Origin of the sequence: Streptomyces sp. NBC_00193, from assembly GCF_026342735.1 — a bacterium.
Taxonomy (GTDB): domain Bacteria; phylum Actinomycetota; class Actinomycetes; order Streptomycetales; family Streptomycetaceae; genus Streptomyces; species Streptomyces stoeckheimensis.
Window position 1 is genome coordinate 1,677,441 of record NZ_JAPEMM010000001.1, and the last position, 17,578, is coordinate 1,695,018.

At 69.8% G+C, this 17,578-nt stretch carries 8 protein-coding genes; 5 read left to right on the forward strand and 3 right to left on the reverse strand.

From position 1 onward, the window contains the following. Nucleotides 1-39: 39 nt before the first annotated feature. The 3 genes from OG898_RS07000 to OG898_RS07010 form a co-directional block, all read right to left on the reverse strand. Nucleotides 40-1,134, reverse strand: coding sequence for an alpha-hydroxy acid oxidase (locus OG898_RS07000; protein ID WP_250742876.1), 1,095 nt, complete (start codon nt 1,132-1,134; stop codon nt 40-42). Nucleotide 1,135: 1 nt separating this feature from the next. After that, a complete protein-coding gene (gene hppD, locus OG898_RS07005; RefSeq protein ID WP_266955671.1) occupies nt 1,136-2,218 on the reverse strand; it encodes a 4-hydroxyphenylpyruvate dioxygenase in 1,083 nt (360 codons plus the stop codon). A gap of 62 nt (nt 2,219-2,280) precedes the next feature. Further along, nucleotides 2,281-2,493 carry an MbtH family protein gene (locus OG898_RS07010; protein ID WP_250742877.1) on the reverse strand — a complete coding sequence of 71 codons (213 nt, stop codon included), beginning with the start codon at nt 2,491-2,493 and terminating at the stop codon, nt 2,281-2,283. Between the two features lie 787 nt (nt 2,494-3,280). On the opposite strand from OG898_RS07010, the gene OG898_RS07015 reads away from it, so the two are divergent. From OG898_RS07015 to OG898_RS07035, 5 genes are all read left to right on the forward strand, one after another. Beyond that, nucleotides 3,281-4,369 (forward strand): ParB N-terminal domain-containing protein, encoded by a 1,089-nt coding sequence (locus OG898_RS07015; RefSeq protein ID WP_266955673.1) that lies wholly within the window; start codon nt 3,281-3,283, stop codon nt 4,367-4,369. Nucleotides 4,370-4,585: 216 nt separating this feature from the next. After that, nucleotides 4,586-13,462: a non-ribosomal peptide synthetase gene (locus OG898_RS07020; RefSeq protein WP_266955675.1), complete on the forward strand. Its 8,877-nt coding sequence runs from the start codon at nt 4,586-4,588 to the stop codon at nt 13,460-13,462. A gap of 75 nt (nt 13,463-13,537) precedes the next feature. Further along, entirely contained in the window at nt 13,538-14,857 is a 1,320-nt protein-coding gene (locus OG898_RS07025; protein WP_266955677.1) for an MFS transporter, read from the forward strand. A gap of 53 nt (nt 14,858-14,910) precedes the next feature. After that, nucleotides 14,911-16,251 carry a PLP-dependent aminotransferase family protein gene (locus OG898_RS07030; protein WP_250751557.1) on the forward strand — a complete coding sequence of 447 codons (1,341 nt, stop codon included), beginning with the start codon at nt 14,911-14,913 and terminating at the stop codon, nt 16,249-16,251. A 30-nt stretch (nt 16,252-16,281) separates the two neighbouring features. After that, on the forward strand, nt 16,282-17,547 hold the full coding sequence (locus OG898_RS07035) for a cytochrome P450 (RefSeq protein ID WP_266955680.1): 1,266 nt from the start codon (nt 16,282-16,284) through the stop codon (nt 17,545-17,547). Nucleotides 17,548-17,578 lie beyond the last annotated feature (31 nt).

The following is a 17,578-nucleotide window of genomic DNA, read 5'->3' on the forward strand; positions in this document are numbered from 1 at the left end:
GATGGCACCGGAGGGCGTCCAGGCCGTAAACAGCGGTACTCAGGCCCGCAAACCGGAAATGATTGAGCGCAAGGTGCGTGCGGCGGCCAGATCGGCACAGCCCGCCAGGAGGAGGGCCTCTTCGAGTTCCGTCCGCAGGATCGAGAACACCTGGGCGACTCCCTGCGCCCCGGCCGCACTCAGCCCCCACAGCACCGGGCGCCCGATCAGGACCCCGTCGGCGCCCAGCGCGAGAGCACGCAGGATGTCGGTGCCGCTGCGGACACCGCTGTCCATGAGGACCTGGCACTGTCCGTCCACCGCTTCGGCCACCCAGGGCAGTGCGGTGATGCTGGCCGGCGCGCCGTCCAGCTGCCGGCCTCCGTGGTTGGACACCACCACGGCGTCCGCCCCGAGCCGTACGGCCTGTTCCGCGTCCTGGGGATCGAGGATGCCCTTGACCACCAGGGGAAGCCGGGTCTGCTCCCGGATCCATTCCAGGTCGGACCAGCCGAAGGTCGGGTCGAAGGCCATCTTCGTGTGGGCGGCCACGGCCGACTCGCCCGGCCGGCGCGCATGTGCCGCGGAGGGGCCGTCGGACTCCAGGTTGGCGCTGCGGATCCAGGAGGGGAGCGTGAACTCGTTGCGCAGGTCGCGCAGCCGGCGTCCCATGATCGGGACGTCCACGGTCACCATCAGGGCCCGGCAGCCGACCTGTTCGGCGCGGCGGATCAGCTCGGCCATCCGGCCGCGGTCGTGCAGCCAGTAGAGCTGGAACCACAGGTCCGCTCCGACCGCGGCGATCTCCTCCAGCGAGTGACTGCTGATGGTGCTGACCACGAAGGGCACCCCCGCCGCCAGAGCACCCTGCGCGGCGGCGAGTTCGCCCTCCGGGTGCAGCAGGCGCTGGTACGCCATCGGTGCGACCGCGAGGGGCAGCGCGGCCGGACCGCCCGGCAACTGCGCACCGGTGTCGACCGACTTGACGCCCGCCAGCACCCGGGGCACCAGCGAAACGCCGTCCAGTGCCGCCCGGTTGGCCTGCAGGGTCGATTCGGTTCCGCTGCCGCCGGAAATGAAGTCCCACACCGCCGGCGCCAGGCGTGCGGCGGCGGACCGTCGCAGGTCCTCCACGCACAGGGGCTGATGGGTCATGTCACGTCCCGACCTCTGCGTCGGCCCGCTGACGCTCGACCGCTTCGTAGAGCGCCTTGATGTTCCCGCTCCCGAAGGTACGGGCGCCCATGCGCTCGATGACCTCCATGAACAGCGTGCGGCGCGGGTGGACCGACTTGGTGAAGATCTGGAACAGCTGGCCGTCGTGGTCCTCGTCGACCAGGACGTCCAGTTCCTTGAGTTCGGAAACCGAGTACTTCGTCAGATCCAGGCCCAGCAGCCGGTAGTAGGCGGCAGGTGTGCTCAGGAAGGACACGCCCCGCGCCTTCATGAGGCCGACGGACTCCACGATGCTGTCCACGGTGAAGGCGATGTGCTGGACGCCGGCCCCGTCGTGGTTCTTCAGGAACCCGTCGATCTGACCGGGCTCCAGCGAGGTGTCGGGTTCGATCAGGGTGAGCGTGACACCACCGGACCGGCTCTGGACCACCTTGGAGTCCATGGCCTGGCTGCCCACCACGATGCGCTCTTCGAAGATCGTCCGGAAGTCCAGGACGTTCTCGTAGAACTCCACGGTGGGTGCCAGCTGCCCGGCTTCGAGGCAGATGGCGAAGTGGTCGATCGTGTTCAGGCCGCTGTCGAACCGGGGGCCCGCCTCGGGAACCGGGGAGATTCCCGGAAGCTCCCGCACGTCGCTGCCGCCCGGACGCTGCACGAAGGTGTGGAACACGTCCCCGAAGCCTCTGATCGAGGCCGTCAGCACCCCGTCCCGCTCCTCCGGCTCCGCCACCGCCACCGCGCCCCGGCGCACCGCCTCGGCGAACATTCCCCGGGCGTTGGGGGTCGTCAGTGCGATGTTGGCCACGCCGTCACCGTGCTGCGCCACGTAGGCGGCCGCGGGGTGGTCGGCGCCCTGCGCCGACGTCAGCACCAGCCGGATCTCGTTCCTGCCGAGCGCCACCGACCGTACGGGCGTGGCGGATTCCGCCGGTCCGGAGGCTCCGTAGATCTCGAAGCCGTAGCCGTCGATGAACTGCTCGGCGGCCGCCGCTGTGTCCTGGACGTAGAACTCGACGTGATCGACGGCGAGCCCGTCGAACATGGATGCGTTCGTATGAGTCATGCACTTCACCGTTCCGGTCGTCTGCCTGGGCAGGAACTGGAGGTCGTCGGAGAGGAGAACGCTCACGCCGTCGCACTCATCTGCTGGACCAGGCTGTACGGCCGCATTTCCGTCCAGGTCGAGTTGATGTACTCGATGCACGAGGCGCGGTCGCTCCGGTGAGCGACGGTCCAGCCCGCCGGCACCTCGGCGAACTTCGGCCAGAGCGAATACTGCTTCTCCTCATTGATCAGTACGAGGTATTCCGCTTCGGGGTCTTCGAAAGGATTGGTCACGACCTCACTCCTTCTGCTTACTCATCCTTGACGAACTGAAGGCATGAAAGAACTCGCCGGCACGGACAGGAAAGTCGATGGGGCCCAGCGGCCTTCTGGAGCGAGATTTGCATGATCACGGGGAGAAATTCAACTCGATAGCTTTTGCGTAAATACGCCGCTGTACGAGGATTCCTCACGCGCCGCCGGCCTTACCGGTAAGGCGCCGCACGGTAATCGGGGGGTCTCCCTGCTCACCGTGCGGCGTCACCCGCAAAGGCCTGGTCCGGCGGGGTGTCCGTCTGCGGCGCTGCCGCAGTTGGACGCCCCCGGTCTCTCCTCACTCACATTCACAGCCGGCGGACCTGCGTTGTTGCGCCGGTGCCGTGGCTGTCCCCGCAGCATGGTCCATGCCGTCGAGTCAGGTCCAGGCAGCGAGTGGACACCGGAGAACGGCTCCACCAGGGGCTTTTCGGGGAATGGCCACAAGCGGACTGGCCGGTGAATGCCAATGTGAAAACCCGCTGGTCGACCGCTTTTCAGGGAGCCGGCAGCTGGCACCAAACGGCCCTGGCTAGTCCTGCCAGCCACAAGTCCTTACGAGCGGGGTGTGCGGAGGGAGAAGCTCTCTCCATCACCACCGGGAACCGCCGCCGAACAGGCCGGATGCCCGGCCATTGACCCCATCTCTCTCTTGGAGGAGCACCGCTATGCCTCGCGCCCCGCGTGGCCGGATCGACCCGCGTCGTCTTGAGGGCCTGCCGACCGGCCCCCTCCTCATCACTGCCCACCTCTGGAGGCCGACCCAGTGAGAGCGACGTACGCAGCGACCGCCGACAACGGAGCCGAGAGCCTGATCCGACCGACCGGATCCGGAGCGGAACTCCACGGAACACAAGGCGCCGAGGTTCCCGTCACCGCGGTGACCGTCGGCGAGTCGCCCCGGTCCACGGGAGCCGACGAGGAACACATCGCCCGGCTGGCCGAAACCGAGGAGCAGCTTCCGCCCATCCTGGTCGACCGCCGGACCATGCGCGTCATCGACGGGGTGCACCGCCTCGCCGCCGCGCGGCTGCGGGGTCAGCAGACCATTGCCGTGAAGTTCTTCGACGGCTGCGCCGACGACGCGTTCCTGCGCGGCGTCGAGGCCAACGTCACGCACGGACTCCCCCTGTCCCAGGCCGATCGGCGCGCTGCCGCGGCAAGGATCGTGGCGACCCATCCGCACCTGTCCGACCGTTCCATCGCCCGGGCCTCGGGCCTGGGCGCCAAGACGGTGGCGGCGCTCCGCCGGAGTTCCGGCGCGGGCACCCAGGACAACCTCCGGGTCGGCGGGGACGGCCGGGTCCGGCCGCTGAGCAGCGTGGAGGGCCGGCAGCGTGCGGCCGAGATCCTGACCGAGCAGCCGCAGGCGTCCCTGCGGGAGGTGGCACGGATGGCCGGGATCTCGCCGACGACGGTGAGTGACGTCCGCAAGCTCCTGGAGGCGGGCCGGGATCCCCGCACTCCGGGCGGCGGTCCCAGAGCCCGCGCCGAGGTCAACTCCTGTTTGGAACAGGGACGCTCCAGCACCTCGATCACCGCACCGATCACCGCGGTGGCCGACCCGGCGGGGCGGCGCGTACAGCCGCACCGGGTGGACCCGGCGGCGGTGCTGCAGAAGCTGGTGCGCGACCCCGCACTGCGCCAGCGGGAATCCGGCCGCCACCTGCTGCGCCTGCTGCAGCACAACGCCGTCGACCAGCACATGTGGGCCGACCTGGCCACCGCGGTACCGGCACACGCCGGCGGCCTGGTGGCGGATCTGGCCCGCCAGTACGCACAGACCTGGGCTGCCCTCGCGCAGGAGTTGTACGAACGATCCGAGGACCTGGAGAGCCAAAGGATGACCGGGTGAGCCGCCGCCCCGACGACTGCCGTTCATCAGGCTGATCGCGCAGCGGAAATGCACCGCGACGATCCCCCTGACATCCGTGTAGCCGCATGGCCGGCCCACCTGAATTCGCGCGACCCCAACCCCGAAAGAGAGTTATTGGCAATGCGTGCTGCAACTGCTGTTGATTTTGCTGAGGATCAGCCGTTCGAGTCGGGTACGGCGTTGATCGGTGATTCCGTGCAGGCGGCTTTTGCGGCGCAGGTACTGCGTTCCCCGGGTGCGGTCGCGGTGCGGTGCGCCGGACGGGAGCTCTCCTACCGGGAACTGGACGAGCAGGCGAACCGCCTGGCGCACCGGCTGGTCGGCCTGGGCGTGGGTCCGGAGGCTCCGGTCGCGGTGCTGATGGAACGTTCCGTGGACCTGGTGGTCGCACTGCTGGCGGTGCTGAAGGCCGGTGCCTTCTACCTGCCGCTGCACAGCGGGTACCCGCTGGAGCGCATGCAGTGGATCGTCGACGAGACGAACGCTCCGGTCCTCCTGGCCGACGCCGCGAAGCGCGAGCGGGGCCTGCCCGACGCCCCGCAGGTCGTCCTCGTCGACCGGGACGCCGAGCTGGCCTCGCTGCCGGTGACCGACCCGGGTGTGGCCTGCCGGCCGGACCAGCTGGCGTACGTGATGTACACATCGGGCTCCACGGGCCGTCCCAAGGGAGTCGCGGTCACCCACCGCGACGTCCTGGAGCTCGTCGTGGACGGGCTGTTCCAGCAGCCGGGTGCCCACGAGCGGGTGCTGATGGTGGCTCCGTACGCCTTCGACCCCTCGACGTACGAGATGTGGGTGCCGCTCCTGCACGGCGGCCGGACCGTGGTCTCGCCGGAGGGCGACCTCAGCGTGGCCACGCTGTCACGGCTGATCGCGGAGGAGCAGATCACCGGCCTTCAGCTCACGGCCGGCCTGTTCCGCGTCATGGCCGACGAGGCCCCGCACTGCTTCACCGGCGTACGGGAAGTCATCACCGGCGGCGACGTCATCTCCCCGACCGCGGTCCGCCGCGTCCTGGAGCACTGCCCCGACACCGTGGTGCGATCGACGTACGGACCCACCGAGACGACCCTCTTCGCGACCCAGGCCCCCTGGACGGCGGCCGACACCGTGCCCGCGCCGATCCCGATCGGCCGTCCGCTGGACGGCATGCGCGCCTACATCCTCGACGACCGCATGGAGCCCGTCGAGGACGGGACCGGGGAGCTCTACCTGGCGGGTGCGGGCCTGGCCCGCGGCTACTACGGCCGCTCCGACCTGACCGCGGAACGCTTCGTCGCCGACCCCTTCGGCCCCGCCGGCAGCCGCATGTACCGCACCGGGGACCTCGCCCGCTGGGCCGGCGACGGACTCCTCGACTTCGTCGGCCGCGCCGACGACCAGGTCAAGATCCGCGGCTTCCGCATCGAACTCGGCGAGATCGAAACGGTGCTGGGCCAGTTCCCCGGACTCTCCCAGGTCGCGGTCGTGGCCCGGGAGGACCAGCCCGGCGGCAAGCGCCTGGTGGCCTACGTGGTCGTCGAGACCGGCCACCCCACGGTGGACTCCGCAGACCTGCACACCCACGCGTCCGCGCTCCTCCCGGAATTCATGGTCCCCTCCGTCATGGTGGTCCTGGACCAGCTGCCGCTGACCAGCAACGGCAAGGTCGACTACCAGGCCCTGCCCGCGCCCTCGTACGAGGCGGACCCGTCCAGGCGCGCGCCCCGCACCCCGCGCGAGGAGATCCTCTGCGGACTGTTCGCCGAGATCCTCGGCGTGTCCGAGGTCGGCATCGACGACAGCTTCTTCGAGCTCGGCGGCCACTCCCTCCTCGCCACCCGTCTCATCAGCCGCATCCGCACCACCCTCGACATCGAGATCCCCTTCCGCACCTTCTTCGAGACCCCCACCGTCGTCGGCCTGGCCGACGAGATCACGCGGGCCGGATCGGCCAGGACCGCGCTGACCGCGGTGGCCCGCCCGGAGCGGATTCCGCTGTCTCCGGCACAGAACCGCCTCTGGTTCCTCAACCAGCTGGACAGGACGACCGCCACGTACGTCCTGCCGCTCGCGGTGCGGCTTTCCGGGCACCTCGACCGCGCGGCCCTGGAAGCGGCGCTGTGCGAGGTGATCGGTCGGCACGAGAGCCTGCGGACGGTGTTCCCTGAGGTCGACGGCGAGCCGCAGCAGCGCATCCTGGAGCCCGGCGAGGTCCGCCCCGAGCTTCCCGTGGTGGAGGTCGACGCGGCGCACCTCGAGGAGGCGCTCCGAGCCGCCGGCAACACCACCTTCGACGTCACCGTCGATGCGCCGCTCCAGGCCCGGTTGTTCACGACCGGCCCCGACCGGCACGTCCTGCTCCTCCTGCTGCACCACATCGGAAACGACGGCTGGTCGCTGGGCCCGATGGCCCGCGACATCAGCCTCGCCTACGCCGCACGCTGCACGGGTACGGCGCCGTCCTGGTCGCCGCTGCCCGTGCAGTACGCCGACTACACCCTGTGGCAGCGCGAACTCCTCGGCACCGAGGACGATCCCCACTCCCCGATCAGCGAACAACTCGCCTTCTGGCAGCGCGCCTTGGCCGGGATTCCCGACCAGCTAGAGCTGCCCTTCGACCGTCAGCGGCCGAAGGTCGCCGACTACCGCGGCGACACCGTCCCCATCCGGATCGACGCCGCCCTGCACCGCGCGCTCGCCGACCTGGCCCAGGAGACCAACACCACCTTGTTCATGGTGCTCCAGGCCGCCCTCGCCACCCTGCTCACCCGACTCGGCGCGGGCAGCGACATCCCCCTGGGAACCCCCGTCGCCGGCCGCACCGACGAAGCCCTCGACGACCTCGTCGGCTTCTTCGTCAACACCCTGGTCCTGCGCAACGACACCTCCGGAAACCCCACCTTCCGCGAACTCCTCGCCCGCACCCGGGAAACCGACCTCGCCGCCTACTCCCACCAGGACGTCCCCTTCGAACGACTGGTGGAGATCCTCAACCCGGAGCGCTCGCTGGCCCGCAATCCCCTGTTCCAGGTGATGCTGGCGCTGCACACCCAGGCGGCTCCCGTGTTCGACCTGCCCGGTCTGACGGCGGTCACCGAGGACCTCACCAAGGACGTGACCGGCTTCGACCTCACGTTCAACTTCTACGAGACCACGGACGCCGCCGGGGACCCCGCGGGGCTCGAAGGCTTCCTGGAGTACCGCACCGACCTGTCCGACCCGGCCACCGCCGAGCGGTTCACCGAGGGCCTGCGGCTGCTGCTGGCCGCCTTCGCCGACCAGCCCGACCTGCCGATCAGCGCCGCCGCGCTGCTCTCCCCCGCCGAGCGGTGCGCCCTGCTCACCGAAGGGGCCGGAGCCCCCGCCCCCGAGCACCGGTTCCTCACCGACGTGTTCGAGGAGCACGCGGCGCTGCACCCCGACGCGCCTGCGCTGGAGCACGAGGGCGCCGTACTCACCTACGCCGAGCTGAACGCGCGGGCCGACCGGATCGCCCACTGGCTCGTCCGGGAGGGCGTCGGCTCCGAGCACCTGGTGGCGCTGGCGGTGCCCCGGTCCGTGGAGATGGTGGCGGCGCTGCTGGGCGTCCTGAAGGCCGGCGCGGCCTTCCTCCCCATCGACCCGGGCTACCCGGCGGACCGCATCGCGTTCATGCTCCGCGACGCCGCCCCCGTACGGGTGCTCACCAGCCGCGCGGCGGCCGGGCTGCTCCCCCAGGACGGCCCGCGGGCCCTGCTGCTGGACGATCCCGCCGCCCTGGCCGGACTCGACGGCGCCGGTCCCACGGTGGCCGCGCGGACCGCCCGGCCCCGCCCGGACGACCTGGCCTACACCGTCTACACCTCGGGCTCCACCGGCACCCCCAAGGGCGTGGCCGTCACCCACCGCGGCCTCTGCGCACTGGCCGCCACCCTGGCGGAGAAGTACGAGATCCGGCCGGAGGACCGGGTCCTGCAGCTGGCCTCGATCAGCTTCGACATGGCACTGGAGGACTTCCTCCGGGCGTACTGGTTCGGCGCGACCCTCGTCGTCCCCGCCCCCGGCCCGCTGGTCGGGGACGCCCTCGGCGACTTCCTGGAGCAGCGCCGGATCTCCTGCGCCGACATGCCGCCCAGCGTGCTCGCCACGCTGCCGGAGCGGCACTTCCCCGCCCTGCGCGTCCTGAGCGTCGGCGGCGAGGCCTGCCCGCCCGCGCTGATCGCGCGCTGGGCGGACGGCCGGCGGATGCTCAACCTCTACGGGCCCACCGAGTCCACGATCTCGGCGACGGCCAGCCGGCCGATGTCCGCCGCCGACCCGGCCGCGTCCATCCCCATCGGCGCGCCGGTGCACGGCACCCGGGCGTACGTCCTGGACGAGCGCCTGCAGCTGACGCCGCGAGGAGTACCGGGAGAGCTGTACATCGCGGGAGCGGGCCTGGCCCGCGGATACCTGCGGCGTCCGGGGCTGACGGCGGAGCGGTTCACCGCCGACCCCTTCGGCCCGGCCGGCAGCCGCATGTACCGCACCGGTGACCTGGTGCGGTGGCGCACGGACGGCCAGCTGGAGTTCGTCGGCCGGGCCGACGACCAGGTCAAGATCCGCGGATACCGCATCGAGCTGGGCGAGATCGAAGCCGTGCTGGGCCGTCACGCGGCCGTCGCACAGGTCGCGGTGGTCGTGCGGGAGGACCGGCCGGGCGACAAGCGCCTGGTGGGGTACGTGGTGGCGGCCGACTCCGCCGGCGCCGAGGCGAGCACGGACGACCTGCGCACCCATGCGGGCCGCTCCTTGCCCGAGTTCATGGTTCCCGCGGCGTTCGTGGTGCTCGACCGGCTGCCGCTGACCGCCAACGGCAAGCTGGACCGGCGGGCCCTGCCCGCACCCGTGTACGAGGCCGAGACCGGTGGCCGTACGGCGCGCGGTCCGCAGGAGGAGATCCTGTGCGGGCTGTTCGCGGAGATCCTGGACCTGCCGACGGTGGGCATCGACGACAGCTTCTTCGCACTGGGCGGGCACTCCCTGCTGGCGGCCAAGCTCGTCAGCCGCATCAGGTCGGTCCTCGGCGTCGAACTGCCGGTACGGGCCCTGTTCGAAGCTCCTACGGTCGCCACCCTGACCGGCCTCGTCGCCCAGGCGGAAACGGCCAGGCCCGCACTGACGGCGGTGGAGCGCCCCGACCTGGTGCCGCTGTCGCCGGCGCAGAACCGGCTGTGGTTCCTGAACAAGCTGGAAGGGGCGAGTGCCACCTACAACGTCCCGGTGGCGTTCCGGATCACCGGAGACCTGGACGCGCACGCGCTGGAGCAGGCCCTGAACGACGTGGCGGCACGGCACGAGAGCCTGCGGACGGTGTTCCGGGAGATCGACGGCCGACCGGCACAGACCGTGCTGGACACGGACGCCGCACCCCTGACGCTGGACCACGTCAACTGCGGCTCGAACGAACTGACTTCGGCCCTGCACGCCGCCGGACAGTACGTCTTCGACCTGTCCGCCGAACCCCCCTTCCGCGCGACGCTGTTCACCGTCGACCCGAAGGAGCGGGTCCTGCTGCTGCTCCTGCACCACATCGCGAGCGACGGCGCCTCGATGGGCCCCCTCGGCCGCGACCTGGAGACCGCGTTCCGCGCCCGGCTCCGGGGCCACGCACCGCAGTGGTCGCCGCTCCCGGCGCAGTACGCCGACTACACCCTCTGGCAGCGCCGGATCCTCGGTTCGGAAACGGACCCCGAATCCGCCGTGAACAAGCAACTGGCCTACTGGACCCAGGCATTGGCTGGCACGCCGGAACATCTCGAACTGCCCTTCGACCGCCCCCGGCCCAAGGTGGCCAGCTACCGGGGCGACACGGTCCCGGTCCGCATCGACGCCGAACTGCACCGCACGCTCCTCGGCCTGGCCCGGGAGACCAACACCACGCTGTTCATGGTGCTCCAGGCCGCCGTCGCCACGCTGCTGAGCCGACTGGGCGCGGGATCGGACATTCCGCTCGGCACCCCGAGCGCAGGACGCACCGACGACGCTCTCGACGACATGGTCGGGGTCTTCCTCAACACGCTCGTGCTGCGGACGGACACCTCGGGCAACCCGACGTTCCGGGAACTCCTGGAGCGGGTCCGCGGGACCGCCCTGTCCGCCTACGTGCACCAGGACGTGCCGTTCGAGCGCGTGGTCGAGGCCGTGAACCCGACGCGCTCGCCCGCCTGGCATCCGCTCTTCCAGGTCATGGTCGTCCTGCAGAACTCCGCAGGAGCCGCGTTCTCGCTGCCCGGCCTGGCGGTGGAAGCCGAGGAGGCCTTCAGCACCCGTACGGCCAAGTTCGATCTCGGCTTCGTCCTCAACGAGTGCCACGAGGCCGACAGCGGGCCGGCCGGACTCGCCGGAATGCTGGAGTACAGCACCGACGTCTTCGAGAAGTCCACCGTCGAGCGGATGGTGGCGCAGCTGGTGGCGGTACTGACCCAGCTCGGCACCGCTCCCGACCGCCGGATCGGCGAGGCGCAGATCCTGTCGCCGGCCGAGCGCGTGCGGCTGCTGGAGTCGTGGGCAGGGTCGGAGCCCCGCCAGGGCCTCGACGCCGGTTCCGTGCAGGCGGCTTTCACCGCGCAGGCACTGCTGTCCCCGGACGCGGTGGCGGTGCGGTGCGCCGGACGGGAGCTGTCGTACCGGGAGTTGGAGGAGCGGTCGAACCAGGTGGCGCACCGGCTGGTGGGTCTGGGCGTGGCTCCGGAGGCGCCGGTCGCGGTGCTGATGGAGCGCTCGGTGGACCTGGTGGTCGCACTGCTGGCGGTCTTGAAGGCCGGTGCGTTCTATCTGCCGCTGCACAGCGGGTACCCGCTGGAGCGCATGCAGTGGATCGTCGACCAGGCATCCGCCCCGCTCCTGCTGACCGACACCGCCACACGTGAGAGCGGTCTGCCCCACACCCCCCAGGTCGTCCTCATCGACCAGGACAGCGAGCTGGCCTCGCTGCCGCTGACCGACCCGGGCGTGGCCTGCCACCCCGAGCAGCTGGCCTACGTGATGTACACGTCGGGCTCCACGGGCCGCCCGAAGGGGGTCGCGGTCACCCACCGCGACATCCTCGACCTGGTCGTGGACGGCATGTTCGAGCGCCCTGGCGCCCACGAGCGGGTCCTCCTCCTGGCCTCCTACGCCTTCGACCCCTCGACCTACGCCTTCTGGGTCCCCCTGCTCCACGGCGGGCGCACCGTCATCACCCCCGAAGGCGACCTCGCGGTCGCCGAACTCGCCCGGCTGATCGTCGAGGAGGAGATCACCGGACTGGACATCACCGCGGGCCTGTTCCGCGTCATGGCCGAAGAAGCCCCCGAATGCTTCACCGGCGTCCGGGAAGTCATCACTGGCGGCGACCTCATCTCCCCGACCGCGGTCCGCAGGGTACTGAAGCACAGCCCCGACACCCTGGTCCGCTGCGCCTACGGGCCCACGGAGACGACCCTGTTCGCAACTCAGGCCCTCTGGACCGCGGGCGACGAAGTACCGGCACCCGTCCCCGTCGGACGACCGCTGGACGGCATGCGCGCCTACATCCTCGACGACACCCTCTCCCTGCTCCCCCAAGGCGTAGCCGGAGAGCTGTACTTGGCGGGCGCCGGTCTGGCCCGCGGCTACTACGGCCGCTCGGACCTGACCGCGGAACGCTTCGTCGCCGATCCCTTCGGCCCCGCCGGCAGCCGCATGTACCGCACCGGTGACCTGGCCCGCTGGGCGGGCAACGGGCTCCTGGACTTCGTCGGACGTGCCGACGACCAGGTCAAGATCCGCGGGTTCCGCATCGAACTCGGCGAGATCGAAGCCGTCCTCGGCCGCTTCCCCGGACTCACCCAGGTCGCCGTCGTAGCCCGGGAGGACCAGCCGGGCGACAAGCGGCTCGTCGCCTACGTCGTCGCCGAAACCGGCCACGACACGGTGGACACCGAAGCCCTGCGCACCCACACGGCCGAGCTCCTGCCGGAGTACATGGTGCCCGCGGCGTTCGTGGCCCTGGAGCAACTCCCCCTGACCACCAACAACAAGCTGGACCACCGGGCCCTGCCCGCCCCCTCGTACGAGGCGAAGGCGACCGGGCGCGGACCGCGCACCCTGCGCGAGGAGGTCCTCTGCGGCCTGTTCACCGAGATCCTGGGCGTACGAGAGGTGGGTATCGACGACAACTTCTTCGAGCTCGGGGGCCATTCCCTGCTCGCCACCGGCCTCATCAGCCGCATCCGCACCACCCTCGACATCGAGCTCCCCGTCCGCACCCTCTTCGAGACCCCCACCATCGCCGCCCTCGTCGAGCAGCTGGACAAGGCGCCCGGGACCCCTTCCGGGAACGGGAACTCGTTGGGTGTCCTGCTCCCGCTCCGCACCGAAGGAGACCTCGCCCCGCTGTTCTGCGTCCATCCGGCGATCGGGCTCAGCTGGTCGTACTCCGGGCTCCTGCCCCACCTGGACCGCCGGCAGCCCCTCTACGGGCTGCAGGCACGCAGGTTCAGCGAGCCGGATGCCCCGGCACCCGGGCTGGAGGAGATGGTCGAGGACTACCTGCGCGAGATCCGGGCGGTTCAGCCCTCCGGCCCGTACTCCCTCCTGGGCTGGTCCTTCGGCGGCATCGTGGCCCACTCCCTTGCGGTCCGCCTGCAGGCGGAGGGCGAGGAAGTCGCGCTGCTCGCGCTGATGGACAGCTACCTGCCCACCGAAGGCTGGGAGAGCGCGCAGCTGTCGTACGACAGCCCTGAGGTGCTGGGTGCCATCACCGAGTCCATCGGGCACGACCCGACGTCCCCGACAAGTCCCCTCGCCGGACTCGGCGCGGAAGGGCTGTCGGCGCTGGTCGGGGTCTTCGTGGACATCGCCAACCTGAGCGATCACATCAGTGTCGGGACGTTCATGGGCGACATCCTCTTCTTCGCCGCCACGGCCGACAAGCCGGGCAGCGACCTCACTCCCGACGTCTGGTCTCCGCATACGACCGGACGGATCGACGTGCACGAGATCGACTGCGCGCACGGAGCCATGACCCAACCCCGCCATCTGTCCGCCATAGGACGGGTATTGGCGGCCCGCTCGGCCGACAACCCGGGGAGCCGGGACAAGGCGTGACCCTCCCCCAGTCCCTACGGGGCTGTCCCTGTCTCGGTACAGCCATCCATGAACGCATATCTCAGGAGAAACGTGATGTTCAGCAGTAAAGAGAAGGAAGCCCAGCCGCGCATGAGCAGCAGCTTCAACAAGGTGTGGGTGGCGACGATCTCCTCGTCCCTGGGCGATGGCGTCCAGATGGCCGCGCTGCCCCTGCTGGCCGTGCAGCTGACCGATGACCCCATGCTCATCGGTGCGTCCGGCGCGGTCGCGATGCTGCCCTGGTTCCTGTTCGGTCTGCCGGCCGGAGCCCTGGTGGACCGGTGGAACCGCAAGAAGGTGATGCTGCGTGCGGACCTCGTCCGGCTCGCCATCCTGGCCCTGCTCGCGGTCGCCGTACTGACCGGCAACATCAACATCTACATGCTGATCGTGGCGGGATTCGCGCTGGGCTGTGGAGACATCTTCTTCGACATCGCCGCACAGACCGTCATGCCGGTGGTCACCTCCGGGGAGAAGGAGCTGATCCGGGGCAACAGCCGGATCTCCGCCGCCCAGATCAACGGCGAGCAGCTCGTGGGCCCCACGCTCGGCGGTGTGCTCTTCACCGTGTCGCATTCCCTGCCGTTCATCGGGAACGCGATCTCCTTCCTGGTCAGCGCCATCTGCGTCGGTTCCCTGAAGGGTGACTTCGGGAACGCGCCCACCGACGAGCCGGTCCGCAGGAACCTGCGCGCCGAGGTCTCGGAGGGTCTGACCTGGCTGCTGAAGCACCGGGTCCTGCGCACCCTGTCCGGCACGGCCGCCGTCGGCAACCTCGTCTTCACCGCCCAGATGTCGCTGCTGGTCCTGCTGGCCAAGAACGAGCTCGGTCTCGGTGAGGTCGGCTACGGCCTGCTGCTCAGCTCGACCGCCGTCGGTGCCTTCATCGGCAGCTTCGCGGCCACCACGATCTCCAAGAAGCTTCAGGTCGGCACCATGCGCGTGCTCGGCATGTCGCTCGAAGGACTGGCAATCATCGGCCAGGGCCTGACGGACAGCGCCTGGGTGGCCGGCGCGATGATGGCCGTGATCGGCTTCTCGATGAGCGTCCAGATCGTCGTCGTCGGCTCGCTGCGCCAGCGTCTCGCGCCGGCGAACATCCGCGGCCGCGTGCTCTCCGCCAGCCGGCTGATCTCGCTCGTGGGCGCGCCCGTCGGCGGTCTGCTCGGCGGCTACCTCGCGAGCACGGTCTCCCTGCGGACGCCCTTCATCTGGGGCGGCGCCCTGATGGTCCTGGTGGCCCTGGCCAGCTACCCCGCGCTCAGCAACCGCGCGATTCGCGCGGCGACGGAAGCGCTGGGCGACCCGGCGGCCGACCCGAAGGCCGACACGACCGAAGCCGCAGAAGAGCCTGCCGGCGCGTCGTCGAAGTAGCCCACCTCGAAGTAGTCGCGGGACCGCGGGTCCCCCTAGGCAAGCGAGATTGCATGAACGACAGCGGAGTGGAACTCCTGGCCGCCGACCTCGGTACGGATCGGCTGCACTCAGCGCTCCAGGACCCGGCGCTGGCCTCCATGAACTTCTTGAACGAGGTGTCCAGCCGATTCCCTGAGGCAATCTCGCTCGCCGCCGGCCGGCCCCGCGAGGACTTCTACGACGTGGAGGACCTGTCCCGGTACCTGCAGATCTTCTGCGACCACCTGGCGGCCGAGAAGGGGGCGGACCCGGAGACGGTCCGCCGCACCCTCTTCCAGTACGGCCGGACCAAGGGCATCATCCACGACCTGCTCGCCCGGCACCTCGTCCGCGACGAGGGCATAGACGTCGACCCCGAGTCGATCGTCGTCACGGTCGGCTGCCAGGAGGCGATGTTCCTGGTGCTCCGGGCGCTGCGCCGGGACGAGCACGACGTCGTCCTGTCGGTTTCGCCGGGCTACGTCGGACTGACGGGTGCCGCGCGACTGGTGGACATGCCCGTATGGCCGGTACGGGACGACGAGCGCGGCATCGACCTCGACCACCTGGTCGACCAGATCGAGGCGGTCCGCGCCGCCGGCAAGCGGCCGCGGGCCTTCTACCTCGTCCCGGACTTCGCCAACCCCTCCGGCGCGAGCCTCGACCTGGAGGCCCGCCGGAGACTGCTCGCCATCGCGGCCGAGCACGATCTGCTGATCCTCGAAGACAATCCGTACAGCCTGTTCCAGGCCGAAGACGGAAAGCGCCTGCCCACGCTCAAGGCGCTCGACACCGCGCGCCGGGTCGTCTATCTCGGCTCGCTCTCCAAGACCTGTTTCCCCGGGGCCCGGATCGGCTTCGTCGTCGCGAATCAGCACGTCGCCGGTGCGGAGGGGGAAACCACGCTCTTCGCGGACGAACTGTCAAAGATAAAGAGCATGCTCACCGTCAACACCCCGCCCGTGGCCCAGGCCATAGCGGGAGGGAAGCTGCTGGAGCACGACTGCAGTCTGGTCGAGGCCAATACCAGGGAAATCCAGTTCTACCGCCGGAATCTGCGGCTGCTGCTGGACGGTCTGAGCCTGCGTTTCCCGCCCGGCGAAAACCACCAGGTCTCCTGGAATGCTCCCAGCGGTGGATTCTTCGTGGTGGTCACCGTTCCCTTCATCGCCGACAATGCCGCGCTGGAATACGGGGCCGGGAAATACGGCGTGCTGTGGACACCGATGAGCCACTTCTACGACGGCCCCGGCGGAGAGGACAAGCTGCGCCTTTCCCTGAGCGCGGTATCGCCGGACCAGATCGAGGCTGCACTCGACCGCTTGGCGTTGCTCATCGCCGACCTTTCCGGCCCGCGAACATCCATGCACTAGTCCCTCGTATCGAGGGCCAGGAGATTTCACATGTCACATAGAGGCACACTGACCGAGGACCTCACCCACGTGGACCTCACCGACCCGAGCGCATTCCTGCACCCCGGAATGGAAGACTTCTGGCGGCGCGCCCGGACCGAGCAGCCCGTATATCTGCACCCGGCCACGGAACGCGGAACCGCGTTCTGGGTGGTGTCCCGCTACGCGGACGTCATGGCCGTGCTGCAGGATTCCGAGCACTTCAGCTCGAAGCCCGGAAACATGATGTCCTCGCTGCACAAGCCCGGAGGCGATCCGGCGGCCGGCAAGATCCTCGCGCTCACCGACGCACCGCGCCACAACGCCATGCGGAGCATCCTGCTGAAGGCGTTCAGCCCCCGGACCCGCAAGGCCGTGACGGACAAGCTCCAGCAGCGGGTCGACCAGCTCATCGGCAGCGCCATGGCCAAGGGGACCTTCGACTTCGCCAAGGAGGTCGCGGAGGCGATCCCCATGGGGATGATCTGCGATCTCCTCGGCTTCCCGTCGCAGGACCACCAGTACCTCCTCGACCTGAGCCAGAAGGCGCTCAGCACGGACGAGGACGGGCTGACCGCCGAGGACATCTGGCTGTCCCGCAACGAACTCCTCATCTACTGCCAGGAGATCATCGAGGCCCGCCGCGAGAATCCCCAGGACGACCTGATCAGCGCGATGGCCACCTCCGAGATCAACGGTGTGCCGATGACCGACGACGAAGTGGTCGTCAACTGCTACGGGTTCATCCTCGCGGGAGATCACACCAGCCGCCTGGCGATGATCGGCGCCGTGCACGCCTTTTCCCAGTACCCCGATCAGTGGCGGGCGCTGAAGGAGGGCCGCGTCCAGATCTCCAGTGCGATCGAGGAGATCCTGCGCTGGACGACGCCGGCCATGCACACCGGCCGCACGGCGAAGGCCGAGGTCACCATCGGCGGCCGGACGATCCAGGAGGGCGACCACGTCATCCTCTGGAACAGCTCCGCCAACCGCGACGAGGACGTCTTCCCGAATCCGCAGGTTTTCGACCTGTCGAGGACTCCCAACAAGCACCTCTCCTTCGGAGCCGGATCCCACTTCTGCTTCGGGTCCTACCTCGCGCGAGCCGAAATCACCGCCGTCCTGAAGACCCTCTGCAGCACGGTGGACCGCATCGAGCTCGCCGGCGAGCCCAAGCCGCTCCTCTCGACGTTCCTCAGCGGATACAGCAGCCTGACGGTCTCCTTTGTTACCGACGAGTCGGCCGCGTTTGTCACCGGCGAGTTCGCCGCGCAATAGCCGGCCCGCTCCCCCTGCCGTCCCGGATCGC

Coding starts and splice junctions, on each gene's coding strand:
- OG898_RS07000 (WP_250742876.1), bottom strand. CDS start 1,134: ATGACCCATCAGCCCCTGTGCGTGGAGGACCTGCGACGGTCCGCCGCC.
- hppD (WP_266955671.1), bottom strand. CDS start 2,218: ATGACTCATACGAACGCATCCATGTTCGACGGGCTCGCCGTCGATCAC.
- OG898_RS07025 (WP_266955677.1), top strand. CDS start 13,538: ATGTTCAGCAGTAAAGAGAAGGAAGCCCAGCCGCGCATGAGCAGCAGC.
- OG898_RS07030 (WP_250751557.1), top strand. CDS start 14,911: ATGAACGACAGCGGAGTGGAACTCCTGGCCGCCGACCTCGGTACGGAT.
- OG898_RS07035 (WP_266955680.1), top strand. CDS start 16,282: ATGTCACATAGAGGCACACTGACCGAGGACCTCACCCACGTGGACCTC.